This is a genomic window from Verrucomicrobiia bacterium (genome assembly GCA_019634635.1).
Lineage (GTDB): Bacteria > Verrucomicrobiota > Verrucomicrobiia > Limisphaerales > UBA9464 > UBA9464.
This window is the reverse complement of sequence record JAHCBB010000004.1, coordinates 136436-160842: the sequence shown is the minus strand read 5'-3', so window position 1 is coordinate 160842 and position 24407 is coordinate 136436. Positions and strand designations below refer to the sequence as shown.

The 24407-nt window shown below is 64.9% G+C and carries 20 protein-coding genes and 1 pseudogene; 5 read left to right on the top strand and 16 right to left on the bottom strand.

All coding sequences use genetic code 11. From position 1 onward, the window contains the following. Positions 1-12 precede the first annotated feature (12 nt). The 13 genes and pseudogenes from KF791_04380 to KF791_04320 all read right to left on the bottom strand — a co-directional run bounded on the left by KF791_04380 (position 13) and on the right by KF791_04320 (position 15898). Positions 13-4359, bottom strand: coding sequence for a hypothetical protein (locus KF791_04380; protein ID MBX3731814.1), 4347 nt, complete (start codon positions 4357-4359; stop codon positions 13-15). After that, positions 4356-5354, bottom strand: a complete 999-nt coding sequence (locus KF791_04375) for a prepilin-type N-terminal cleavage/methylation domain-containing protein (GenBank protein ID MBX3731813.1) — start codon at positions 5352-5354, stop codon at positions 4356-4358. The genes KF791_04380 and KF791_04375 overlap by 4 nt, the downstream gene beginning before the upstream one ends. Before the next feature lie 8 nt (positions 5355-5362). Next, positions 5363-6328 carry a hypothetical protein gene (locus tag KF791_04370; GenBank protein ID MBX3731812.1) on the bottom strand — a complete coding sequence of 322 codons (966 nt, stop codon included), beginning with the start codon at positions 6326-6328 and terminating at the stop codon, positions 5363-5365. Continuing rightward, a complete protein-coding gene (locus KF791_04365; GenBank protein MBX3731811.1) occupies positions 6325-7260 on the bottom strand; it encodes a prepilin-type N-terminal cleavage/methylation domain-containing protein in 936 nt (311 codons plus the stop codon). The genes KF791_04370 and KF791_04365 overlap by 4 nt, the downstream gene beginning before the upstream one ends. Before the next feature lie 736 nt (positions 7261-7996). Beyond that, a pseudogene (locus KF791_04360) lies at positions 7997-8104 on the bottom strand (prepilin-type N-terminal cleavage/methylation domain-containing protein). 11 nt (positions 8105-8115) lie between these two features. Next, positions 8116-8877, bottom strand: coding sequence for a type II secretion system protein (locus KF791_04355; protein ID MBX3731810.1), 762 nt, complete (start codon positions 8875-8877; stop codon positions 8116-8118). A 27-nt stretch (positions 8878-8904) separates the two neighbouring features. After that, on the bottom strand, positions 8905-9186 hold the full coding sequence (locus KF791_04350; protein MBX3731809.1) for a hypothetical protein: 282 nt from the start codon (positions 9184-9186) through the stop codon (positions 8905-8907). Then, positions 9186-9473, bottom strand: a complete 288-nt coding sequence (locus tag KF791_04345; GenBank protein ID MBX3731808.1) for a hypothetical protein — start codon at positions 9471-9473, stop codon at positions 9186-9188. The genes KF791_04350 and KF791_04345 overlap by 1 nt, the downstream gene beginning before the upstream one ends. A 135-nt stretch (positions 9474-9608) precedes the next feature. Beyond that, positions 9609-10970: a type II secretion system F family protein gene (locus KF791_04340; GenBank protein MBX3731807.1), complete on the bottom strand. Its 1362-nt coding sequence runs from the start codon at positions 10968-10970 to the stop codon at positions 9609-9611. Positions 10971-10991: 21 nt separating this feature from the next. Further along, the gene (gene tadA / locus KF791_04335; protein ID MBX3731806.1) at positions 10992-12692 is read right to left on the bottom strand and encodes a Flp pilus assembly complex ATPase component TadA; all 1701 of its coding nucleotides are present in this window, start codon (positions 12690-12692) and stop codon (positions 10992-10994) included. Positions 12693-12695: 3 nt separating this feature from the next. Continuing rightward, positions 12696-13805 (bottom strand): type IV pilus twitching motility protein PilT, encoded by a 1110-nt coding sequence (locus KF791_04330; protein ID MBX3731805.1) that lies wholly within the window; start codon positions 13803-13805, stop codon positions 12696-12698. A gap of 76 nt (positions 13806-13881) precedes the next feature. After that, on the bottom strand, positions 13882-15603 hold the full coding sequence (gene tadA, locus KF791_04325; GenBank protein MBX3731804.1) for a Flp pilus assembly complex ATPase component TadA: 1722 nt from the start codon (positions 15601-15603) through the stop codon (positions 13882-13884). 79 nt (positions 15604-15682) lie between these two features. Continuing rightward, positions 15683-15898 (bottom strand): hypothetical protein, encoded by a 216-nt coding sequence (locus tag KF791_04320; GenBank protein MBX3731803.1) that lies wholly within the window; start codon positions 15896-15898, stop codon positions 15683-15685. Between the two features lie 182 nt (positions 15899-16080). On the opposite strand from KF791_04320, the gene KF791_04315 reads away from it, so the two are divergent. From KF791_04315 to KF791_04295, 5 genes are all read left to right on the top strand, one after another. Next, positions 16081-17229 (top strand): hypothetical protein, encoded by a 1149-nt coding sequence (locus tag KF791_04315; GenBank protein ID MBX3731802.1) that lies wholly within the window; start codon positions 16081-16083, stop codon positions 17227-17229. Positions 17230-17263: 34 nt separating this feature from the next. Next, complete coding sequence (locus tag KF791_04310) at positions 17264-19330, top strand: PQQ-binding-like beta-propeller repeat protein (GenBank protein ID MBX3731801.1); 2067 nt, start codon at positions 17264-17266, stop codon at positions 19328-19330. Between the two features lie 52 nt (positions 19331-19382). Beyond that, positions 19383-20123 carry a protein-tyrosine-phosphatase gene (locus tag KF791_04305; protein MBX3731800.1) on the top strand — a complete coding sequence of 247 codons (741 nt, stop codon included), beginning with the start codon at positions 19383-19385 and terminating at the stop codon, positions 20121-20123. Positions 20124-20217: 94 nt separating this feature from the next. Next, entirely contained in the window at positions 20218-20946 is a 729-nt protein-coding gene (locus tag KF791_04300; GenBank protein ID MBX3731799.1) for a DUF2490 domain-containing protein, read from the top strand. A 154-nt stretch (positions 20947-21100) separates the two neighbouring features. After that, on the top strand, positions 21101-22096 hold the full coding sequence (locus KF791_04295; protein MBX3731798.1) for a helix-turn-helix transcriptional regulator: 996 nt from the start codon (positions 21101-21103) through the stop codon (positions 22094-22096). Here KF791_04295 and KF791_04290 read toward each other — a convergent pair. The 3 genes from KF791_04290 to KF791_04280 are packed head-to-tail and all read right to left on the bottom strand — an operon-like array spanning position 22079 to position 24273. Next, positions 22079-22762 (bottom strand): M50 family metallopeptidase, encoded by a 684-nt coding sequence (locus KF791_04290; protein ID MBX3731797.1) that lies wholly within the window; start codon positions 22760-22762, stop codon positions 22079-22081. The genes KF791_04295 and KF791_04290 overlap by 18 nt on opposite strands. A gap of 39 nt (positions 22763-22801) precedes the next feature. After that, the gene (locus KF791_04285; GenBank protein MBX3731796.1) at positions 22802-23389 is read right to left on the bottom strand and encodes a hypothetical protein; all 588 of its coding nucleotides are present in this window, start codon (positions 23387-23389) and stop codon (positions 22802-22804) included. Positions 23390-23448: 59 nt separating this feature from the next. Beyond that, positions 23449-24273 (bottom strand): YdcF family protein, encoded by an 825-nt coding sequence (locus KF791_04280; protein MBX3731795.1) that lies wholly within the window; start codon positions 24271-24273, stop codon positions 23449-23451. Between the last annotated feature and the right edge of the window lie 134 nt (positions 24274-24407).

Sequence of the window (24407 nt, the reverse complement as noted above, 5' to 3'; positions counted from 1 at the left end):
CTGGGGCGGCGGCTAGGGGTTCGAAAACACCACACGCTGGCTTTCGATCACCGGCTCCAGGCGGCGTGGATCGCCATCCAGGCGCATCACCGTCTTGGTGACGTACTCCCCGGTGATGGTGTAGTTGGTGGTCATTCCGTAGAGCGGTCCCGGCCGCAAATTCACGGCGTTCGGCGCCGGCTTGAGGGTCTGCCCGTAGGAATAGATCACGAACCGCGGATCATCGGTCCGCAGCAACGAGAGGATCTGCTGGGGCAGTCGTTCCAGCACTTCATCGGTGACATTGCGAACGAGCGGCCAGTTCAAATTGCCGCGAAGAAACGGGGCGCGATCCGACAGCGTGGGCACCTGCAAAATGGAGCCAACATTCTGGAAAACGCCACCGGGATTGATCAGCACATCCCCGTTCTGGGGATCGCGCGCCTGAAGCATGTCCAGGAGCCCGGGAACCGGCTCGCCGGAGGCATCCACATAGCCGGCCAGCACGGCACGCACCTCACCCGAGTACGGGTCGAGAAAGTGGGGCCTCGGGTCGTTGGCGGGCGCAGGATCGGTGTTCTGCAGCACGGGAACACCGGTGAGCACCGCGGACCACGCCGCCAGGTTGGTCTGGTTGACCCCCATCTGACCCCGGGCGGCAGTTTCGCTGAGCGCCGTGGTGAAGAGGTCCACAAACTTCCAGTCGTTGGTGGGGACGGTGCGGCGGTTGCCCGCCCAACCGGCCCACGTCACCTCACCGGCCCCATACCGGGTGTAGGCCGATGGCTCGTTGCCCGGCTTCTCCGGAGCCGGCCGCGACTTGAGGTAGAGCGTCTGCCAGGGGGTCCCCCGATGAACCCGTCCCAGTTCGCCAACACCTGCGTATCGAAACTGCGCGTTGGTACTTACGGGAAAACGCCACGCATCGGAGGACTGGATCTGGGGGTCCTTGTACGCGTAGTTGTAGGCCGCCCCGGAAAACGGGTCGCTGGGCGCACGAATTCCAGTGAAGTTGGCATTCGTTCCCCAGGGTGCGTACGCGGACACAAACTTCCGCTGCCGCCCCACATCAAATGCGATGGTGTTGGTGGTCAACTGGATCCCCCGGTCCGATCCACGCACCCAGCCGAAAAACTCGTCCGGAATCTCCACATACTCCGCCTCGGTCAGCAGCGCATATCCTGGAAACAAATCCTCCTTCGTGTAATGCACGAGCGGATCGTTGGCCATCCGCCGGTCGGTCAGGAAAATCCGGGGCGATGGGTTGAATCCCACCTGCACCTGGAGCTTGGAACCGAAATCCGTCTCCAGCCGGGTCTGATTCTGCCCCCCGGGCGGCAGGATCCCGTAGAGGAAATAATTCAGGCCATCAATGGAGTAGTCCTTTGCCGGCACCACCCCCCCGCCGCCCGGGGTGATCAGGTCGCGCCACAGGGTGCTGTTCAACGGGATCTGCCCGATGGACGCCCGCATCTGGTTTTCCAGGCCGATCGTCCGGTTGCCCCCGGCCAGAAGGTTGGTCCGCCAGAAGGACGGCATCGTGGTGGTTGCCGTACCCCCTGCAAGATTTGCGAAAAAGGGACGCGACTGGCCATCGGAGTCCAGCCCCAGCGTGGACAGGAGGTTGGTGCGGATCATCACGCTCTCCTGCGTGACGAAATCCAGCAGCCGGCCGGTCTGCACGTCGGTGATGGCAAAGAGGAACCGGTTCGTGACATAGGCCGAAATGACGGGTGTCAGGAAGCGCTGATTGGCCTGGGAGACCTCCACCCAACCTTCATTGGTCCGGCTTGGTGGAAGCGCCAGCCGCCGGAACGGGTCGTAAATGAAGCTTGTGCCAACGGCAAATCCCCCGGGGATGGGTCCGGCAAAGCTCGCGAGTCCGGGCGGAAACTGCAGAAACTGGGCGGAGGCGGCGTCCCGGACTAGCCCCGGGGCGACATAGGCGCGCGGCGCCCAACCGCGGGGCACCACCATATTGGTGCTCAACATCTCCCGCCGTCGCATCAGCAACACCGAAGCCCCGCCCGAAGTCTCGTCCGTCAGCGCGAAATCCAGGACGTTGGTCGCGAAGATGCGGACTTCCCGGTTGAAAGGCCGTGCGTACGAATTCCAGGCCTCAAACCCGACGAGATTCGTGAGATTGATAAGGAACTGGTACTCGGTGCTGAAACCTGAGCCATTGGAGCCGGCAAACGGCAGGTCGCTCTGCGGCGAGGCCATCCGCGCAGTCTGGTTCGGACGCCGGACTTTCAACCGGCGGGTGGGTTGCACAACGGTCTGCCAAAGCGCCTGGTTGAAATTGGGCAGGCCCTCCTTGGCCCCCACCACCCACGGCATGCCATACACGTTGAAGTCCGCCAGGGAGGTTTGGTCGCTCTCCGGGCGGCTCACCGAAAGGCGGTTGATCGCCTGATCCGCGGTGATCCAGTCGCGCCGCAGCAGGAAGTCGGGAGTGCCGCCAAGAATCTCTTGGAATCCATGCAACCGGAGGAGATTCGGCGTCCGGACATCCCGGTAGAAGACGGGCCGGTACACTGATGGAAGGGCAACCCGGTCCGCCCCCGAGCCCACGAACCGGTTGTTGGCCGCGTCGTAAATGTTCGCAGCCACCTGCAGCAGGCGATGAACCTGGGCATCATACACGTGGTTTGTCGCCACCGGACCGGAGGCCGAGTTGACGACGGTGGGTCCATGGACGGCCAGACCCGGGACCATGTTCTGCAGGCCTGGCGGGAGAAAGGGGAGGCCGTTCGTGAACTCACTCAGCAGAATCCGATGTGCCGCATTGGTGAACCACTCCGCCGGCTCCCACGGACGGAAGCTGCTGATGTTCGCGGAGGAAAGGCTGAGATCTCCGGGAACGTCCGGGGCGTAGTTCAGGTGCAGCCTCGGGCGCCTGTAGAATCCGTAGGGATTGACCGACGGACGTCGCGGCCGTGCCGCCGCGGCCTCGGCAACGTCGCTGTATGCCGGATGAAGCCCCGTCTCGACGCGGGCATCACCAGAATCGGTGCCCAACTGGCCCAGGAGGCGGTAAAACGTGTGGCTGTCGTACGAGCTGAGCAGCGACGTCTGCCGGATCCCGGAATTGTTGGTGTATTGACCGGTCACCCGATGGGCGATTCCAAGGCGCGGCTGGAACAAGTCGTTGAGCTCGACGACGTGGTTGGTGAGGTCCGAACCCGGCCATGGGCGCGCGGCGACATCGTTGTCGTCCAGCCGGCCACGGATGTCCTCGAGGGTGAGCACCAGCGGCCCGTCGGAATAGCCGTCCACAAAATCCCGGCGAAACAAGTCGTTGATCCGGGCTGTGTCCGGACGGCCGGACGCCACCCCGGACGACGCGACCGCGGACATCGGAACAAAACCGTCCTGTCGAAACCGCCAGAGCCGTTCGGCGTCGGAGAACGCGAGCCCGATCGAGGGGGCGTTCAGGTTGGTCCGGTACACGTAGTCATTGACCGTGGCCAGCCAGATGTTGGTGTTCAGTGCGGCAAAGAATCCGGCAGGATTGATCTCCCAGGTCCCCACACCCTGATTTCGCAGAAAGCCGCTGGGCAACAGGGGCGGATTCAGCGTCGCAGGCGGCAGCGGGGCGGCCAGATTCAACCGCTTGGCATCATTGCCCAGGTGGTTGATGTCCAGCGTCCGGTCGGCCGGCACCACCACATAGGCAAAGCGGCCGACAAACGGGTTGGTGCCCGAGTGGGGCACATCGGGATGCTGCAACAGCCCGATCCACTCCGGATCGCCCCACATCCACTCCAGTTGCAACCCATTGGTCCTCCCGAAGGCGTCCCGCTGGATCTGGAGACCGTTGGTCTCGAATTGTCCGTTTCGATTCAGATCGAGGTAGAAGCGGAAATCCCAGGGCGACCTCGGGAACACCTGGGGGTTTCGGTTGGTCTGCACGAAGACCGGCGGACGCGGGTCATAATACAGGTTGCCGAGCATGCGGGCGTAGGCGGCACGGCCGTTGTCGGTCGAAAGATCGAACAACGGCGAGCCATCGGCGCGCGCGTAGGCCACGTTGGTCAGCGCCCGGAAATTGCGGGTGTCCGCAAAGGAAAAACCAAACCGGAAAAAGGGATTGATGAAGTTGGTGGACACCATGAACCCACCGTGCGCGGCGCGATTCGTGAGGGCGGACATGCGGCTGGCCAGGCGCGCCTGGGCGTGGTTCAACCCGGCCTCGGCGACGTACCGCGCATCCACCTGTTCGGCGAAGGTCGTCACCGAATCGCGCTCGCGACGGCTGACCGCGAGGAACGCGACCGCCGTGATCGTCACGACCGACAGCATCAGCAGCGTGATCACCAGGGCGATGCCCCGGCGTGCGGCCGGCGGCGTTGCGTCATGGGGGCTGGGGAACGTCATCGGGACTGGGCCGGCGCGGCCGGCAGGGAGATTCGCTGGCGGAAGACCAGGACGTTGGGCGCGTTGTTCGCGAGGAACCGCTCGCGAACCGAGGGGGCGTCGAGATTCCGGTATTGCTCGACCAGCTGGGTCGGCAGAATGCCAAGTTCAATCTCCACGGCCGAGGGCAGCGCCCGGTTCCGGAAGAACGTGCCGTTCACCGGAAACGGCGGCGGCCCGGATCCGGGTCCGATCACCACGTCCGGCGGCACCGGAAAAGCGGACCGCCCGAGCTGAATTTCCCGCAGCAGCTTGTCGTCCAGCGGCTGGCCCTGCGGGCCGAACGGCGTCACCCGGAAAAACACCACGCCGTCAATCAGACGGCTCACGTGATTGGTGCGATAGGCGGTGTTGTTGAGGAACCGGTTGTTGAGAATCCCCACCTGATTCCCGGCCAGCGCCCCCCGGACGGGCATCGGGTTTTCATCCTCATAGCGCCAGAGCGTGCCCACGCCGTCCACCGTGGTCATCGGGTCCTCACCCGCGACGAACAGGCCGGCGCCAACCCAGCGTCCAGGCTGCTGTTCCACCAGGTAGAAGAGCTCGTGCAGCGCCGTGTCGCGACGCCAGTCATCGCCAAATACCGTCGCCCACCGGGGGCCGATCAGGCCGGCCGCGGTCCGCATGACGACGAGGTTGGTGCCCGGCGGAACCACACGCTCAATGTCCACCTGCCCCCGGCGCAGGACAGGATCCACGACGAAGTTTGTGGTGACTCCCGTCACCGCGGCGCGCCGCACATCCCGGACCAGCAGGTCCATCACGGAACGGCCTCCTTCCGACACATCCACCTGGTTGATGTTCGCCCGGAGCGCCTTCTGGGTCTGGTCAAACAGCGCATACAACGCCAGCACCACAACCGAGAGGATCCCGATGCCCACCAGCATCTCCAGCAGCGAAAAGCCATGGAGACTGCGCCTGCGGGGACGCGGGGCCTGGAAGGGGACGGTTCTCATCGGAGGCCTCAGGGGGTCAGATCGCGATTCAGCGCCGACGGGTCAAACCGACGGGGCCGGATGCTGGTGCCCGGAAGGTACACCGTGTTCGGAGTGTTGTTGGTCAGGCGGGCAAACACCGGGCGGCCCACCACCTGGGTGCGAAAGGTCCGGCGCCCCGGTCCAATGCGCTCCTCGGCACCCACGCGGAACACCGGCCAGCGGAAGGTCAGCCGGAGATCATAAAGCGTTCCGGCAAAGGCATCCCGGTCCGCCCGATTCTCGGCGGGACTGAGCAGCAGGGCGCGAACGCTGTCGGAATCGAGCCTGTAGGCGTTGAGGTACCCCCCCATGACCAGGTTCTGCAGGGTGGTCAGGTTCGTGAACGACGGATTGGGAGCCGTCATGTTCAGCGTGGGGGTCGGGCTGTTCGGGACGAGCTCGACCTCCATCTGATAGCGGAAGGCATCCTCCAACTGGACATCCTCGGGCATCGCCCCGGAGGCCGCAGCCCTCCGGATCTGCGTGTTTTGAGCGCCCGAAAGCGATCGGAACACGGCGATCACACGGTTGCTGTAGACGACGCCCGAATCCACCTCGTACTTGGGAATGGACAGCAGGCTGATCAGTTCCGCGGAGGAGGTGATGCGGGCGGGTGGTTGTGGACGTTCAAAGGGCCCGCCGAGCCGGACCACCTGCCGGCCCGAGGGAACATTCACCGGCGTGTGCTCGACCTGAATGTGGTCCAAATAATTGGTCAGATCCCCCCAGCCCGTCTGCCCCTCGCGGAGGATGTTGATCCATTGCGATCCGTCCTGATCAATGAGGGTGTCCTCCCGGTTTTGCTTTTGCACCGTGAGGCCGGACGGCAGCACGCCCATGATGGCGACCATGGCGAAGGCGATGATGCCGATGCACAGCGCCAGCTCGACCATCGTGAAGCCCGCGCGGCCCCCGGAGCACCGGGCCCCGTTGCTGGAGGAAGGAAGGTTCACTGCGGCGGTTTCTGGTGTTTCACCCGGCCGGTCAGCGCCGACACCCGGAGAATGTGGTTGGTGTAGTTTTTGCGCGGAGTCTCCACGACGTCCGGAACGGCGTCGAAATCGAACTGGTTGGTCTGGCCGGGTCCGAACCTCCTTGAAAACACCGCGCTGCCAACGCCGACTGCGACGAAGCGGTCCGAGAGGGTGATGCCGCTGCCACGGGGCTGACCGTTGGGCAGGAAGTTGTAGAGGCGCCCCTGGGCGTCGAACCCGATTGCCGGCAGGTTGACGTTGGGCAGCTCCAGGGCGTTGCCCGCACGATCGGGGCCGACCGGAAACGGCACCGTGAGCGTCGAAAGGTTGGTCAGCACCACCCGGCCCGGGATCCCCGATGCAAACGGGGGCAGCTCGATCTGCACACCGTTTGTGGGAAACAGGGCCCCCTCCGGAAGCGACCGCCATTCCGTCAGATACCGGCGGCGCCGCACTCCCGGCTGTTCGCCCACGCTGGCCTCCGTGTAGATCGCGTATCCCGAGTGCTGGAGCGGAAACACATTGGTGAAGACGCGCAACGCGGATTCGCGAAAGCGCCGGTCTTCCTCGGACCCCTGCGGCAGCTGCAGGAGACGCTGGTGCGCAAAGGCCAGTTCACGCGGGAAATTGGCCTCCGCCTGGAAGGGCGGCTGCAGGAAGACCAGATACACCGGCGCCCGGTTCTTGATCGCCTGCAGACGGGCATAGGCGAGGTCGTCCTGGAGCTGCCGCTGCGCCGATCCGATGATGTTCTCCTGACCAAACCCCCGAAAGGCCGGGACGGCGATGAACGCAATGAGCGAGATGATCGCCATCACCACCAGCAGCTCCGTCAGCGTGAACGCACGGGAACCCTGCCGGCCACCGCGCCGGATTCGGTCCGCCTTCAAGCCTGGGGGAAGTTCAGACATGGGAGCGATGGGATTGGCAGCGAGTTCAGCGCCAACTGTAAATATTGTCGAAGTTGACGCCCCGGGCGCCGGACGGCTGGGCGGGGTCCCAGCGTCCGTCCGGCCCCAAGGACATCACGAGGACGGGTTGCGATACGAAACGGGCGTTCGGACTGGTGGCCGGTGGATTGATGCCCGCCTGCCCCGCCTGCGGGAAGAAGTCGAGCACCCGGTTGTCGTAATCGAGGTCCATCCGGATGATGTAGGGGTTGCCCCAGGGATCCCGAAGGACGCGATCCAGCTCGCTGACACCGTTCGCCCCGGTGCCCCGGGCGACCTTCGCGTTCAGGAACACGGTCCGCTTCTGATTGAGGTTGTTGTTGAAATTGATCGGCTGGGCCGGCGCGGTGGGACCCGGGAGGTCCATCTGGACGGCGTACGGCGGCGCACCGGCGCCAAAATTGGCAAGGTCGGTCCCGGTGAGAATGGCCATCACCTCGGCGTTGCTGATGTTCCAGTTTCCGGCCGGGTTGACCACCGTTGCGCTCTGGAGCGGCTGCTTCTTCGGATCCCACACCTGCATGCCTCCCTGCTGGGTGCCGTAGGTGAAGTCGGGATACAGTTCGGAAATGGACGCACGGGTGCGGCGCGACGCCGGCATGCGCGTGTAAGCGGCGTTGTAGGCGTTGATGGCCGCCACGAGGTTGGCGATGTCCACCTCGGCCTTCCTGATCTTGGCCTTCTTGCTGGCCCCCGCGAGGGCCGGGAGCAGCATGCCGGCGAGGATGGCGATGATGGCGATCACCACCAGCAGCTCGATGAGCGTAAAGCCGTGGCGCTTGCGGGAGGCGGGAGGACGTTTCATGGGAGCAGGAGTTACCAGTTGCCGATGATCAAAGGGTCTGCACTGCGACCCACGGGCAGTTCCGCCCAAAGGTCATAGCGGCCGGGGTTGTTGGTGGGATTGGTCGAGACATACCGCCAGGGATTCAGTCCTGGATTGGTCGGCACGGGATGCAGGTGGGGGGCGATGCCCGGGGGCCAGGGGACACCGGTGCCGCGTTTTCCTGAGGCATCCCCGGAGTGCCCTACGGCAAGGACCTCAAGATCCGCGTACCCCGGGGTGTTCCGGCTGCGAAACAGCTCGGCGAACTGGGAGGGCTTGAACTCCCGGCGCATCAGGAGCTTCATTTGCTCCCGATCCAGGCGCACCTGGTCGTTGGGGCCGCCAAAGACCCGTGGAGCGCTGTTCAAAACCCCCTCGCGTCCAAAAAACCGGAGAAACACATCGGGATCAATGACTTGGGCGTCGTCGGAGGTGACGAGTTGGCGGTTCTGATTGTCCGCCAGCACGCCGGTCAATTCATAGAATAGGGAATGCTGCGCCGGATTGCTTTGCCGGCGGACCGGGTCGTAGTTGTCCGGAGGGTACACCCCGAATTTGGACTTGTAGGCCTCGATGGCCCCGACGAGCGCGGTCATTTCGGTGCGGATCCGCGCCTCCTTCATCCGGCGGTTCACCGCCGGCGCCAACCCCACCACCAGCCCGGCCAGCACCCCGATGATCGAGATCACCACCAGCAGCTCGATCAGGGTGAAGGCCGCGGTCCGGGAGGGCTGGAAGTACTTGCGATCCATGTGGGGCGGGCCCGGCGAACCGGGCGTTCAACGATCCTTCAATTCCTTTTCCATCCGTTCACTGAGCCACTGCTTGATCATGCTTTGGTAGTTGAGATAGCGCTCACGGGCGAGGCGTTTGATCCGACCGAGCATGCGGGGATCCATGCGCAGGGTGATCGTCACCGACTCCGTCTGGCCGGCAGAAGCGGCCGTCGCCGCCTCCATAAGCCGGAGGTCCACCTCGGCATCCATCCAGAAGTCCGCCTCCGCCTGTTCGCTGTCGAACAGCGGGACCTCCTCCCAAGACGTCACCACCGTGGCTGCCATCATCCCTCCAGAGTCTGGCGAAGCTTCCGCTGGTAGAAATACGCCTCCTGCTCCGTGAACCGCCGGGCGCAGAGCACCCGGACCAGCCGACCGTTGGTTCGATAGACGCTGAAAATGCCCGCTCCGGCCCCGGTACGCCCCAGATTGAAGTAACGCGATTGAGCCCCGAAGCGGGGTGAATCCGGCAACAACTTGGATGCAAAAGGGTCCTCAAAGGACTCCTCAATGTCTCGAACCGTCAAAGAACCTTCCAAAGCAAACGGCGGATTGTTCCAGTCGAACTCCACGCGGAATACGGTAAATCAATCTGCCATGCAATGTAACTACTTTGTATTTACGCCCCGAGCGGCGGGCATGTCAATCACGGCATTCGATAAATTCGAAATTTTCCGCCGCGGCCGTTGAGCCGGCCTTGCGAACCCTCAATCCCCCGCACCACCGCCATCGCTGCCGCCCAGCTTGTCAATGAGGGAGATCAGCGGAAGAAACAGCGCGATCACAATGCTGCCCACGATCACGGCGAGGAAGACGATCATGATTGGCTCGAGCAGTGACGTCATGGCGGCAACGGCATTGTCCACCTCATCGTCATAGGTGTCGGCGATTTTCAGAAGCATTTCCGGAAGCGCACCGGTCTGCTCGCCGACGTCCACCATGGAGATCACCATGGGCGGGAACACCCCGGATTTCTCCAAGGGCGCCGTGATGGTTTCGCCCTCCTTGACGCTTTCGTGCACGGACTGCACGGCGTTGGCCACCACCACGTTGCCGGCGGTCTCGCGGACGATGTTCAACGCTTGGAGGATCGGCACACCAGAACTGACCAGCGTCCCCAGGGTGCGGCAGAAGCGGGAGACGGCCACCTTGCTGATGACGCCGCCGACCACCGGAAGGTGCAGCTTGGACTTGTCCCACAGCCATCGGCCCTTCTTGGTGCGGACCCCCACCTTGAACGCGATGATGATGCCGACGATGATCCAGATGACAGGGCCGGGGAACACCGGCAGGCCCATGGGGGCCGCCTCGCCCAGGAGGATGGTCTTGGTCTTGATCGCGTCGGAGATGGACAGCACGAACTCCGTGAAGCCCGGCATTTGTCCATCACCGAGGAGGTCGGCGAAAATCGTCCGGAACTTGGGCACCACGACCACCATCAGCAGACCCAGGATTGCGACCGCGACGGTCATGACCGCGGCCGGGTAGAACATGGCGGCAACCACCTTGCCCTTGATCTTCTCGGCCTTCTCCATGAACTCGGCGAGCCGGTTCAGCACCACCTCGAGCACGCCGCCCAACTCGCCGGCCTTGACCATGTTGACAAACAGGCGGTTGAAGATTTTCGGATGCTGCGCCAGCCCCTCCGAGAACGTGCTGCCCCCTTCGATGGACAGCGACAAATCGTCAATTGTGTTGCGCAGGGTGGGATTTTTTTCCTGCTTCTGGAGCACCCGAAGGCCCCGCAGCAGGGGGAGACCGGCATCCACCAAGGTCGCCAGCTGACGGGTGAAGGTGGTCAGCACCTTGGTCTTCACCTTCCCGCCGAACCCCGGGATCTTGATGTTGATGCTGCCGGCCCTCTTTTTCCCGCCTCCGCCGCCACCGCCTCCACCGCCGCCCTTCTTCGCGTCCTTCTTGTCCTTGGGCTTTTCGGCCTCAATCACCTTGGTCGGGAAGTAGCCCATCTCCTTCAGGCGGTTGATGGCATCGGCCTGAGAGGCCACTTCCAGGGTCCCTTTCTGCTCCTTGCCACGGGAGTCCATGGCGACGTACTGAAACTTGGGCATAACCGTCCTTTCCCAGGGCTGTCAGGTGTACTTCAACACTTCCTCCACTGTGGATTCACCGGCGTAAATGTTGCGAAGACCGTCATCCCGAATGGTCACCATGCCAAGCTCAATCGCCTTTTGTCGGATCACCACGGTCGGGGCGCGGTCGTTGATGAGGTTTCGGATGGGGTCGCTGACCACGAGGAGCTCGTAGATCCCCTTGCGGCCCTTGTAGCCTGAGTCGTTGCAGTTGGGGCAGCCCCGGCCGTAGAAAAACGTGCGATCCCCCAGATCGTGGGCGGACATCCCAAGCTGCCCCAGCTGCATCTCCGTCGGCTCGAACGGCGTCCGGCACTGGGTGCAGATCTTGCGGACCAGGCGCTGGGCCAGCACCCCCAGGAGCGTGGAGGAAATCAGGAATGGTTCGACCCCCATGTCCACCAACCGCGTCACGGCGCCCGCGGAGTCGTTGGTGTGCAGGGTGGACAGCACGAGATGACCGGTCAGGGATGCCTGGATGGCAATCTGGGCCGTTTCCAGGTCACGCATCTCGCCGATCATGATCACGTCCGGATCCTGGCGCAGGAACGCGCGCAGGGCCTTCATGAAGGTCAGCCCCGTGCTCTCGTTGGTCTGGACCTGCATGATGCCCTCGATGTCGAACTCGACCGGGTCCTCGACCGTCAACAGCTTGGAGTCAATGGTGTTGATCCGGCGGAGGGCGGAATACAGCGTCGTGGTCTTGCCGGAGCCCGTCGGCCCCGTGACCGCGAAGATGCCGTTGGGCTGGTTGATCGTCTCGACCGTGAACTCGTAGATTTCCGGCGGCAGACTCAATGCCTCGAGCTCCATGTTGACCGCCGAGCGATCCAGCACCCGAAGCACAACCGACTCGCCGAAGGCCGTGGGCAGCGTGGACATGCGCAGATCCACCTGCTTTCCCCCGATGTTGACCGAGATGCGGCCATCCTGGGGCAATCGGCGTTCCGAGATGTTCAGGTTGGCCATGACCTTCAACCGGGAGGTCACCGGGCTCGCGAGATTTTTCGGGGGGGGCGCCATCTCGTAGAGGGCGCCGTCCACGCGGTACCGGATCTTGAACTCGTCCTCGAAGGGCTCGAAGTGGATGTCGCTGGCGCGGTCCTGAACGGCCTGCATCAGCACCAGGTTCACGAACTTGACGATGGGCGCGTCGTTCAGCGCCTCCGATCGGAGGTCCGGTCCGCTCGGGCGGTCGTCGTCGTCGGAGGACTCCCCCGCCCCTCCCAGTTCCTTGAGGACGTCCAGATACGCCGTCCCGGACTGGGCCGGATAAAACTTGGCGATCGCCTTCTGAACCTCCCCCGGATCGGCCACGACGAGCTGGATCTCGTGCTTGACCGTGAATCCCAGCTCGTCAATGACCGCCGGGTTCAGCGGGTCCACCAGTGCCACCTGGACGCTGTCGCCATAGATCGCCACCGGCATGCACTGGTACATGCGGGCGCTTTCGGAGGGGATCGTGGCCACGACCTCCGGGGTGATCGCCTCCAGGTCGAGTTCGACCACGGAGGTCCCCATGTGTTCGGCCATCAACTGCAGCACCGTATCCCGGTCCAGCAACCCGTAGTCCTGGACGATCTGGGCCACCGGCTTCCCGCTGCGCGCCTGCTCCTGGACGACCTCCTCCGTCTGGAGGTCATCGAGCATGCCGCGCTCCCGGAGCAGCAGCAGCAGGGGGTCGGAGACGATTTCGGCCATGGGTCAACGGCGGTTCTCAGTCGCGGCCGCAGCGGCCTTGGCCGCCTTGAGCTCCTGGAGCTTCTGAAGGATCGTTGCCGGATCCTGCGCCTTGGTGATGACCTCCTCCTCGGCGATCATCCCCGCCTCGAACTTCTCGATCAGGAAGCTGTCGAGGGTCACCATGCCAAACTTGGCTCCCGTCTGGATGTCGGACTGGATGCGGAAGGTCTTGTTGTCGCGGATCAACGCGCCAATCGAGGGCGTGTTGACCATGATCTCGAAAATCGCGACGCGTCCCGGCTTGTCCACGCGGGGCAGCAGCAGCTGGGAGATGACCGCCTGCAGCACCGTGGAGAGCTGGATGCGGATCATCTCCTGCTGGTTGGTTGGGAAGGCGTTGGTGATGCGGTCAATGGTCTTGGCAGCGCCGGTCGTGTGCAGGGTGCCGAAGACCAGGTGGCCCGTTTCGGCAGCGGTGATGGCCGCCTCCATGGTCTCCAGATCCCGGAGCTCCCCGACGAGGATGACATCGGGGTCCTGCCGCAGCGCACGCCGCAGCGCCTCGGCGAAGTTCGGCACGTCCACGTTCACCTCGCGCTGGGTGACCACCGCCTTCTTGTGCTTGTGGTAGTACTCGATCGGATCCTCGACGGTGATGATGTGGGCCTCCTCCCGCTCCTCGTTGATGATGTTGATCATCGAGGCCAGCGTGGTGGTCTTGCCCGAGCCGGTGGGCCCGGTCACCAGGATCAGTCCGCGAGGTTTCCAGAGCAGCTCCCGCGCGCTGGGCGGGATGCCAATCTGCTCCATCGTCAGCAGTTTGCTCGGGATCTGCCGCAACACGAGGGCGAAATTGCCCTTCTCCTTGAACGCGCTGACCCGGAAGCGGGCCATCTCGCCGAACGCAAACCCGAAGTCGGCACCCCCCTTTTCGCGAATCTGCTGGATGTGGTCCTCCGACGTGATGGAGCGCATCAGTTCCTCGGTGTCTTCCGGCTTGAGCACGGGACCCTCCACCCGGTGCAGAATGCCGTGCAAACGGATGACCGGCGGAATGCCCACCCGGATGTGAAGATCGGCGGCACCCTCCGAGACCATCAACTGCAGCAAATCCGACATCTGGTACGACATGGCGAAATCCTTGGGCTGATCGTCAATGTGATGCGAGCAAACTAACCATAAGCAGGCGCAGTGCCATCGGTGGACCTCAATGCTCGCTGACCGTGGCCCGGATGACTTCGTCCACGGTGGTGAGGCCGGCGAGCACCTTGCGGGTGCCATCCTCGCGCAGGGTGCGCATCCCCAGCTCGAGCGCCTTCTTGCGGAGCACGTTGGACGGCACCTTGTCGAAAATCAGGCGGCGGACCTCGTCATTGACGATGAAGATTTCGAAGATCCCGAATCGGCCCCGGCATCCGGTCTTGTTGCATTCGCTGCAACCCCGGCCCTTGCGCGGGGTTCCCTGGGCGAGCTGTTCCGGGGTGATGCCCAACGCCTTGGCATCCTTCTCCGGAAGCTCCATGGGCGCCCCGCAGCTCTTGCACACCTTGCGGACGAGCCGCTGCGCCATGAAGCAGCGCGCCGAGGACGCCACCAGAAACGGTTTGACGCCGATGTCAATCAGCCGCGTCACCGCTGACGGCGCGTCGTTCGTGTGAAGCGTCGAGAAGACCAGGTGACCGGTGAGCGAGGCATTGATGGCGATCGTGGCCGTCTCCAGGTCGCGGATTTCCCCCAGCATGATCACGTTCGGCGACTGGCGCAGCATGGAGCGCAGGGCCGCGGCGAAGGTGAACCCGATGTGCTCGTGCACCTGAACCTGGTTGATCCCCGCCAGCATGTATTCCACCGGATCCTCGACCGTGATGATCTTGCGGTCGGGCCGGTTGATGTAGTGGAGGCAGGAATAGAGCGTGGTGGTCTTGCCCGAGCCGGTGGGTCCCGTAACCAGCAGAATCCCGTCCGGAAGCCCGATCAACCGCTCGAAGGTCGCCTGGTCATCGGCAAAGAAGCCCAGCTCGGCAAGCCCCAGCCGCAACCCGGACTTGTCGAGAATACGCATGACGATGGATTCGCCATGCTGCGTGGGAATCGAGTTGACGCGCAGGTCAATCGTCTTGCCGCCGACGTTCGTGTTGATGCGCCCGTCCTGCGGGACGCGCCGCTCGGCGATGCTCATGCCCGACTGGATCTTCAGCCGGGCCAGGATGGGGGCCTGGAGCCGCTTCGGCAGATCCGGCTGTTCCACGCACACGCCATCAATGCGGAACCGGAGCCGGAACCGTTTGGCGAGGGGCTCAAGATGGATGTCCGACGCCCGCTTCTTGAACGCATCCACGATCACCTGGCTCACGAGCCGGATGATCGGGGCATCGGCGTCCACCACGTCGGTGTCTTGCGTGACATCCCCCTTGAGTCCACTGACCTCGACCTCCCCCTCGGTGATGTCCTGGATCATCTTCGCGATGCCGCCGTCATCACGTCCGCTGCCGCCGCCGCCGTAAAACTTCCCCAGGCCCTCCTCAATGTCCGCGGCGCTGGTCACCCGCAGTTCGACGTCTCGATTCAGGGCGTGGCGCAGGCCGTCCACGGCGTCAATGTCGGACGGATCGCTCAAGGCGACGATCACCGCGCCGACATCGTTTTCCCCGATGGGGATGACGTTGAATTTTTTGGCGACGTGCCTCGGAACCAGCGCAATCGCCTCGTCCGAGATCCGCAGTTCATTGAGGTTCACCGATTCCACCCCGAAGTAGGTGGCCTTGGCCATGGTGACCACCGCACCGTTCAGCACCCCCCGCTTCACCAGGGTGTCGAGCACCCCCTCCCCGGCGGCCTCCGCCTCGACGCGCCCCTCCTCGACCTGCTCCGCGGCGAGCAGGCCCGTGTCGAGCATCGTATCAATCAGGTAATCGTCCTTGGCAGCCACAATCGGTAAAACCCGCTCCCCGCACCGGTCTTCGGCCGGGGAACGCGCGCAGGAGTAAAACGGAGCGATCAATCCAAAGTCAAACGTTGAGCCGCGAACCGCCGCAGGAGACGACACCGGCTTCCGGATCGAGGCGCCAGATCCGGGTGCCGTAGAATGGTTCAAGACGAATGGCCGCCTTCAACGGGCCACCGACGGCCGCTTCCGGGACCTCCTCCCGTCCCGAGTCGCCATCCCGTCCGCCACCCCGCTTGTCCGCCGCGGGCTTGATGCGTCGTGGCGCCGGAAATTCCATCGCATTCGCAGGGGTCCCCTCGGACCGCGCAATCCTGACGCCGCAGTGGCGACAACTTTTTTCGTGCAAAGAGCCGGGAAAGGAGTCCGATGCAGGTAAGGCCAAAATCGCCAGCCCGCCGACAGTGGATTGGCGGACGGCTGAACCTACCGACAACACCAAACAGGATCCCTGGAGCCGCCATGAAACCGCAAGTACCGTGGGTGATGGGCGTTGCAACCTTTCTGGTTGCGGCCTCACTTGTTTCCGTCAGGAACTCCTCTGCCACCCTCCCGCTTCTCGGCGATCCAGAGGACACAACCGACCCCTATCAGGAGGAATTGAGGGCTGCGGAGGTGTCACGAGCCAAGGATCCTGCATGGAAGCCAACCTCGACGGAAACGGGCGTCATCCAAGTGGGCGGTGGCAAGTCTCCGGGGATTCTCAAGAATTTCTCCCTCGATGCGGAGGGGAACGTGCTCGCCTGCGTCGCTCCCCCGCCGGAGTCGGGTTCTCCCGGCATCCGCGTCTATTCCCCCGAAGGCACTTTGCTCCGGACCCTGCCGCTCAAGATCCGTCCCGGCGCAATTGACGTGGCACCGGACGGCTCCATCTACGTGGCCGGTTCCGGCATGCTGCTCCTTCTTGACGCCTCCGGCCGGGAACTGGCCTCCGCCGCTTCGCCGGTGGTGGATCTTCCGGTGGCAATCTCGGGCGAACTGGAGGAATTCATTCAGGAGTCGGCCCGCGAGACGCGGCGCCCGCCCGAAGAGGTCCGCAAGGAAATGCTGGAAAATCTCGAACGCCGGCGTGCGGAGGTCACCGGGCTGGCCGTTTCCGGCGAGGACGTTTTCCTGGCCGTTCCCACCCCGGATGAATTCACGTACCGGGTGTACCGGTTCGGGCCCGGCCTGTCGAATCCCCAGCTGGTCGTGGAAAAACTGCGCGGCTGCTGCGGGCAAATGGACATCCAGGCGCTGGCCGGCGAGCTCTGGATCTCCCACAACGCCCGTCACACCGTCGAGCGCCGCGATCGCGACGGCAAACTGGTCGCGAAATTTGGGAAGGCCGGAAAAGTCCGCCCCGCGGATTTTGGCGGCTGCTGCGAGCCCAAAAACTTGTGTGTCCTGTCCGGGGACGAATTGCTCGTGGCCGAGTCCGGCCCGCCCACCTGCATCAAGCGCTTCTCTGCGGACGGCCGTTTCATCGAGGTCGTGGCCATCCTGAAGGGCAAAGGGGAATGCGTTCGGGTCTCCGTCGCCGCGAGTCCGGACGGCCGCAGATTCTATCTGATGGACACGGCGGCGGACGCCATCCGCATCTACACCAATGAGCGATCAAGTCCCGAGTAGACCGATTTTGGCGCAACACAAATGAGTTCCCCCCATGGTACGTCCATCGCCAGAACCACCGGCCGGGCGAACGTTCTGCGGGCGGCCGGTCCGCTGGATCACCTGGCTGCTCCTGACCGCGGTTCCGCTGTGGCTCAATGGGGTCTTGGGGGCGGTGGCGGAAGGGACGGGTGATCCGATTTCGATGGTGGTGATGGACCCGCTGGCCGCCGAACTGGCCTGTGTCTGCGTCAAAGGACACGGGCAGCGCAACTATCGCCGCCTGGCTTCGCGGCTGGAACACTCACTCCAGGAGCGCATCGGCATCGAGTTTTCCGACGATCTCAAGGACACACTGGCGCATGGCGGTGTCTCCAGTCAGCTGATCCTCATTGGGGATCGCTCGCTCGTGAATCACGCCGCGGAGCAGGTCGGATTGAAATGCCGGCCGCTGTGCGAATTGACTGACCGGGATGGAACGACATCGCAGCCGGCAGTGTTCCTGGCCCGGTCCGATGATGCCGTCCGCAGCCTTTCGGACCTCGCCGGGCGCACGCTGCTGTTCGGTCTGCCGCCCGCCGACGCCCGGCATGCCGCCGCCTTGCGCGCGCTCCGCGGCGCTGGCGTGGAGGCTTCCGTCACCCTGGAACTTCGCGACACCTTCTCCACCGCCGCGCTGGACCTATTGGACGCCGAAACCGCACCACTGCCGACGATCGTGGTGCCGGGTTACGCCCTTCCCATGCTGGAAGGCTGCGGCACCGTGCCCCCGGGTCGCCTGAGGGTGGTCGGACGTTCGGATCCGGTGCCGTTCACCACCGTGTTCGTCAGCGAAGCGGTGTCCGCCGGCCGCCGCACTCAACTGCTGAAGGCGCTGCTCGACGTCAACCAGGACTCGCGGCTTTTGGCGCTCCTGGAGAGCCGCGACGGCTTCAAAGTGCCGCCGGCCTCCGCCGGTCCAACCACGGACTGGCCGGATTGGCGGGGTCCGGGTCGCGACGGCCGGGTGCCACGGCTGCCCTTCCGGCTGCCAGAATCGCCACGGGTTGTGTGGCGAAAGGCTGCGACTCCCGAGGGCCTGGCCGGATTGAGCCTCCGCAACGGCCGGCTCGTTGTTGCCGGACGGGATTTCGCAGATGAACGGGACGTGTACCGCTGCCTGGATGCTGAAACGGGCCGCGAACTTTGGCAGGTGTCCTTCGCGGCACCCGGACGGCTGGACTACGGTCAGGCGCCCCGCGCCACCCCGATGCTCGACGACGAGCGCGCCTATCTGCTGGGGGCCTTCGGGGATCTCCGATGCGTCCGGCTGACGGATGGTCGGGTCCTGTGGCAGCGAAATCTGGCGGGTGAGTTTCATGGTAAAATCCCGACCTGGGGGGCTGCGGCCACGCCACTCCTGGTGGACGGCCTGCTCATCGTGAATCCCGGAGGTCCGGAAGCGGCGCTGGCCGCGCTGGACCCTGCAACGGGAAAGACCCACTGGACGTCCCCCGGGAATCCAGCGGCCTATGCCGCCTTCCTCTGCGGGGAGTTCGGCGGACGCCGCCAGCTGGTCGGTTACGACGACCGCTCGCTTGGAGGCTGGGACGTGCAGACCGGCAGACGCCTGTGGACCCTCGTCCCCGAGCACCCCGGTGACTTCAATGTGCCGACGCCGGTCGCCGCCCCTGGCGGGCTGATCCTCTCCACGGAGAACAATGGGACCCGATTCCATCAGTTCGACCCGGCGGGTCGGATCCTCCCGCATCCCACCGCGGTGAGCGAAACCCTGGCTCCGGATACAGCCACACCCGTGCTCGGTGGCGGCAGGCTGTTTGGGGTGCACCGGGGACTGCATTGCCTCGACGTGAAACAGGGACTGCGGACCGTGTGGCATCTTCGGGATGCCGCCCTCGATGAATTCGGCACCCTGTTCAGCGATGGGGAGCGGGTGCTGGCGGTTGCATTGAGCGGTGAGTTGATCCTTGTGGATGCCCAATCCGACGAGGCCCGCATTTTGTCCCGGGCCCGGATCTTCGATAATGATGTGGAATCGTACGCCCATCCCGCCCTCGCCGGCTCGCGCCTATTTCTAAGGGGCGGCTACAGCGTGGTGTGTGTCGCACTGGACGACCCCTGAAGACGGCCTCCGAATCCCGCAACCGAAGGACCCATCTCCTTCCATCCTCGCCATGAACTTCCGGCAATGCGCCCCGCTGGTCCTCCTGTTCGGTCTGCTGCTCCACAACCCCCGTTCGTCGGCGGAACCCGGGGGAGCGCCGTCTTGCGATCGCCTGCTCCCCGGACTTCGCCCTTACGTCGGGGCTGTTGTCCGCGAATTGGATCAGGTGCCGCCGGAGCGCCGGAAGGTCCTCGACGAAATTGCCGGTTCGATCGCGACGCAACTCAAGGACGTCGGACGGTCCGATCTCACGTTCATCTGCACTCACAATTCCCGACGGAGCCACATGTCACAGATCTGGGCAGAAACGGCTGCGTGCTACTTTGGACTCGCCCAGGTGCAGTCCTGGTCGGGCGGCACCGAGGTCACCGCGTGCAACTGCCGGACCGTGACGGCGATGCGCCGGGTGGGCTTTGACATCACGGATGTCACCGACGGCGACAACCCGTTGTATCTGGTGCGCTACGCACCAGACCGCCCACCAATTCGAGCGTATTCCAAGCTCTACAATGCCGATGGCAACCCGGATCGGGGATTCATCGCCCTGATGGTGTGCAGCTCGGCGGATCGCTCGTGTCCCGTGGTCGCGGGCGCCGCCGCGCGCCACGCCATTCACTTCATGGATCCCCGCCTCTGCGATGACACTCCCGCCGAAACGGCCGCGTACAACGAACGATGCCGCGAGATCGCACGAGAGATGTTCTTTCTCATGTCGGAGGTGCGTCGCAAAATCCAGCCGGTGACGGAATAGGCGCTCCCGGTGTCGGACCGTTGCATTGCGAATCCGAATTCGGAGCGGTCCGGATTGCCGACCGGGGAGGCCGCATGGTAGCCCATGCCCCTCCATGTCGTGGTTTCGCCCGATCGTGCTGATGGCTGTGGCCGGCCTCGTCCACGCCGAGACCCATGTTTCCAACCGGAATCTATGGATCAACTACGTGGGCGACCATCCGTTGGAGAACCCGCGATGGGGGGTGCACCTGGAGACCCAGATCCGGCGCTCCGATTTTGGCGGCGCCTGGCAGCAACTGCTGCTGCGTCCGGGGCTCAACTACGCCATCAACCGCACGGTCAGTGTCAGTGCCGGTTACGCCTGGGTGGAGACGCATCCCTACGGCGACCTGCCCCTTCCCACGGAGGTCCCTGAAAACCGGGCGTGGGAGCAGGCGCTTTTCCGACAGCAGGCCTTGGGACTGGACTGGATCCACCGGGTCCGGCTGGAACAGCGATTTCTTGGTCAAATTTCGGTCCAGGACGGGCAGGCGGTCGTGGATGGATGGCGGTACGAGAACCGCTTTCGCTACCTGCTGCGCACGAGCGTGCCCCTCAGCGGGGACCGGCGCTGGTACCTGGCATTGTGGGACGAGGTGTTCGTCAACTTCGGGGCGAACGTCTCTGGAAACCACTTCGATCAGAACCGGATCTTCCTCGGCCTTGGCTGGCGAATCAATGACGTCACCCGGTTGGAAACCGGGTTCCTCGAGCAGACCCTGCAACGTCGCGGCGGCACCGTGTGGGAGTTCAATCAGACGCTCGCAATCTGGCTGCTGTCGCAATGGCCCGGCCGGCAGTAGCACGTGCTCCCGCGGCCCCGGCGATCGCTCCGCTGCCGGGGGCCGGGTTGCCAGTCCCCCGCTGGGAGGCACCGCAACGCGTCGCCATCCGGCGCAATCCACCGCCAACCGGCGTGGTTGCTGGCCCCCGGGGCGCACCGTAGCGTCCCGGTCTGTGGACACGTCCGCTCCCGCACTGCGCAGTCGCCCGTTGCCACCGGGCGGCGAGGCGGCCGTGTGGAGGGCCGTGGGCGCCCGCTGGCGCCAGCTCTTTGGCGATTTTGCAACGCTTGGGGTGAGCTTTGAATGGCATGAATTCACTCCCGACCAGGAGGTGGACTGGGGACGCAGTTTCCATCCCAACAGCATTGAGCTGTGCCTCAACCTCGCGGGAGTCGGGAGGGTTGCGGCTGACGGTTCCGCCATGCAGTTCGGCCCCTGGACCGCTGGATTCTACCGGCAGGGCCGCACCGCGCTGCGCGCGGGACGTCGCGCAGGCGAGGCGCACCGGTTCATCACCGTCGAGATGGCGCCCCAGTTTCTCAACCACCACCTCGATGCCGCCGCCCCGGAGTTGCATCCCCTCATCCGCAGCGTCGCCGCCGGGGAGCGGGGGAATTCCGCGGTGGGCACGGTCGAGCCGATGAACACGCGCCAGCGCGATCTGGTCACGAGCCTCCGCCAACCCCCCGTCCTCGCCAGCGCCCAGTCGGTGTGGTACCGGGCCAAGGCGGCGGAGCTGATGGGCGAATTCTTCTTCCAGCCAGCCTCGGACACGGAGCTGTTTTGCCACCGGCAGCAGCGCGTCGCCCGCGACCGCGTGGACGCGGTCATGGCGCTTCTGAAGCGCCGCCTCACCGACCCGCCCTCGCTCGAGGAAATAGGACGCGAGGTCGGATGCAGCCCGTTCTACCTCAGCCGCACGTTCTCCAAGGAAACCGGCGTCACCATTCCCCAGTATCTGCGCCAACTCCGGCTGGAGCGTGCCGCGGAACTGCTTCGTTCCGGCGAATACAACGTCACCGAGGCCGCGATGGAGGTCGGCTACAGCAGTCTCAGCCACTTCAGCCAGGCCTTTCATCAACAATTCGGTTGCTGCCCCGGGCTCTACCCCATGGCCACACCGACCCAGCGCGCGGCGGGGGCGGCACCATCAAGGCCCGAGGCCTGACCCCAGCCACCCAAGGAACCGGCCCGTCCGTTCCAGCATCCACCCAAGCGCGGTGCCCACGGTCACCCGGCCAGTCAGCAGCGGGAGTGTCACCAGCAGGATCCACACATTGCCCAGCCAGATCACCGGCACCGAGACCACCCAGCCCTCAGCTTCGATGTCGGGCTGACGGAGACGCAGGATGTATCCGCTCAGCGTAACGTGAAACGCATAGGTGAGCCCCAGGCCGAAATGAAACCAGGGGGTCAGGTCCCTGCCGTCCAGCAGCCACACCGCCAGACCCCAACCCGCCGACCAAAGGACCGCATAGAGCGGGAAAAAGTATGGGGCCAGGACGATCAGCGTATTGGTCCGGGTCACCACAACCTGACCGCCGCGCGACGAAGCGCGAAAGGACTTCACGCGCCCGCCAAAGAGCCAGGTCCAAATCACATGGGTCAGCTCATGTCCGATGACGTAGAGCCAGAGCGGTTTGGGCAGCAGCAGGAAGATCGCCACCCAGCAGGCGGCACCACCAAGGAATGCGACCCAGAACCCCGCAGCGGCTTCAGAGGCCCGCAGGACCGGAACCAGGGCCCACGTGGCGCCGACACACCACGGGAGCAGGGCGAGGGCCAGGAGCCATCGCCAGATCCTGTGGCCCGTTCTGCCCGGATTCCGGTTCATCGCCGCGCCGTCGGATTGCCGGAGTTCCGGCGACCGATCTCACCGCGGGCTGCCGGCATCGGGTTCCCGGGTCGGCGAGGGTTCCGGGAGTGGCTGCCGTGGCAAGGCCCTTGGCGTGACCAGAAAAATCCGATCCCCCAGCAACTGACGGGCGCGCACCACGGCCACCTCACGTTCCAAAGCCGCCGCGCGCCCGGGGAAGAGCCGCTCCGCCGAGATAATGATCCGGTCACCGGCCGGACTGTCCGCTGCCGCTGCGGTGCTCACGAGAGATCGAAGGCATTCCGGCCGGGCTTCAGAGGCCGCCAGGATGACGGCGTCCGCAACCTGGGGTGCCGCGCGAACCGCCGCCAGCACGCAGGGCCCGACCGTGGCGGGGTGAAACCGGGCGGCGGCGATCACCACGGTGGTTGCGACGGCGGCCTGGTCCGCCGGAGCGGCCGCCGAAACGAGTTCCGAAACCGCCGCCGGTGCCTCAGGCGCCGGCGTGCGCCCCAGGCGCCGCGACAGTGTCTCCAGGTCGGAGGCCTCCACGGCGCGGGCACTGGTCACCAGCATCCCGGTGGCAAGCGCCAGCAGAACCAGGCCACGCCGCCAGCGACGCCGTTCACCATGTGGACTCTTCACTCGATCAGGCCGGGTACCGTGCATCTGCAACGCCTCTTTGCGCGACCGGTGCTCCGGCGTCAATCCAGGACCGGCGCGGGCCCCGCGGCCTGCGCAGGTTCCAGGACGACCGTCGCAGGAGCGTCTCCACGGGGGCCCGGCGCCCCGGATTCAGTCCCCGGCACGACGGGCGCGCCCTCAGCGCCCTCGACCGGAATTGGCTCCGGATGGAAAGCCAGCGCAACGTAGGCGTAGGCGATCAACTCCGACAGGACCGACCGCACTCCGGCGCTGGAACTCCACCAGCGTCGGGGGTCATAGGTCGGATCGGCGGCCGAGATGATTCCCATTTCGACCTCCGGTCCCATGGCCATCTCAAACAACTTCCTCGAACGGCGGGCGTGGGCCCCCACGGTGACGAGGTTGATTCGTTCTGGCGCCTCGCCCCGCGCGTCAAACCATTGGCGCAGGGCCACTGCCGTCGAATGGGTCCGGTCACGGTCCACGCGTGCCGCGGGCACCTCAAGGATTGGAATCGGGACCGGGGCGTTCGACGGAGCCATCGTGCGCAGGGTCGCGGCTCCTGCCTCGGCATAGGTGCGGTACCCGCTCAGCGGCCCCCCGACCTCCACGGGCCCGCCGGTCACCAGCAGCCGCGTATACCCGCCCCGTTGAAACTCCCGGAGGGCGGCCCCAAGCACCGGATCGTAACACCAGCCTTCGACGACCAAGGTGTCGGTGGCCACGGGACGCGTCACCGCCAGAAACGGGTGGACCGTCAGTGCCAGCCCGATGGCCCCACCAACGGCCAAGAGCAATGCCAGCGTCCACCCCTGCCAGGTCGGCACCCAGCACACCCGTTGCCGCCAAAACCACCCGGATGGCGCTGTCTCGTTTCTCTGCACCCGCCGAGCGTATCCGATGACCGCACCGCAATCGAGCCGAAGGCGCCGCGAGAGCCGGGGGGTCTGTGCCCGCTCCGGAATTCCCGCCCAAGGCCTGCGTGAACCGGCACCGGAATCCAAACGGCACTTGCACG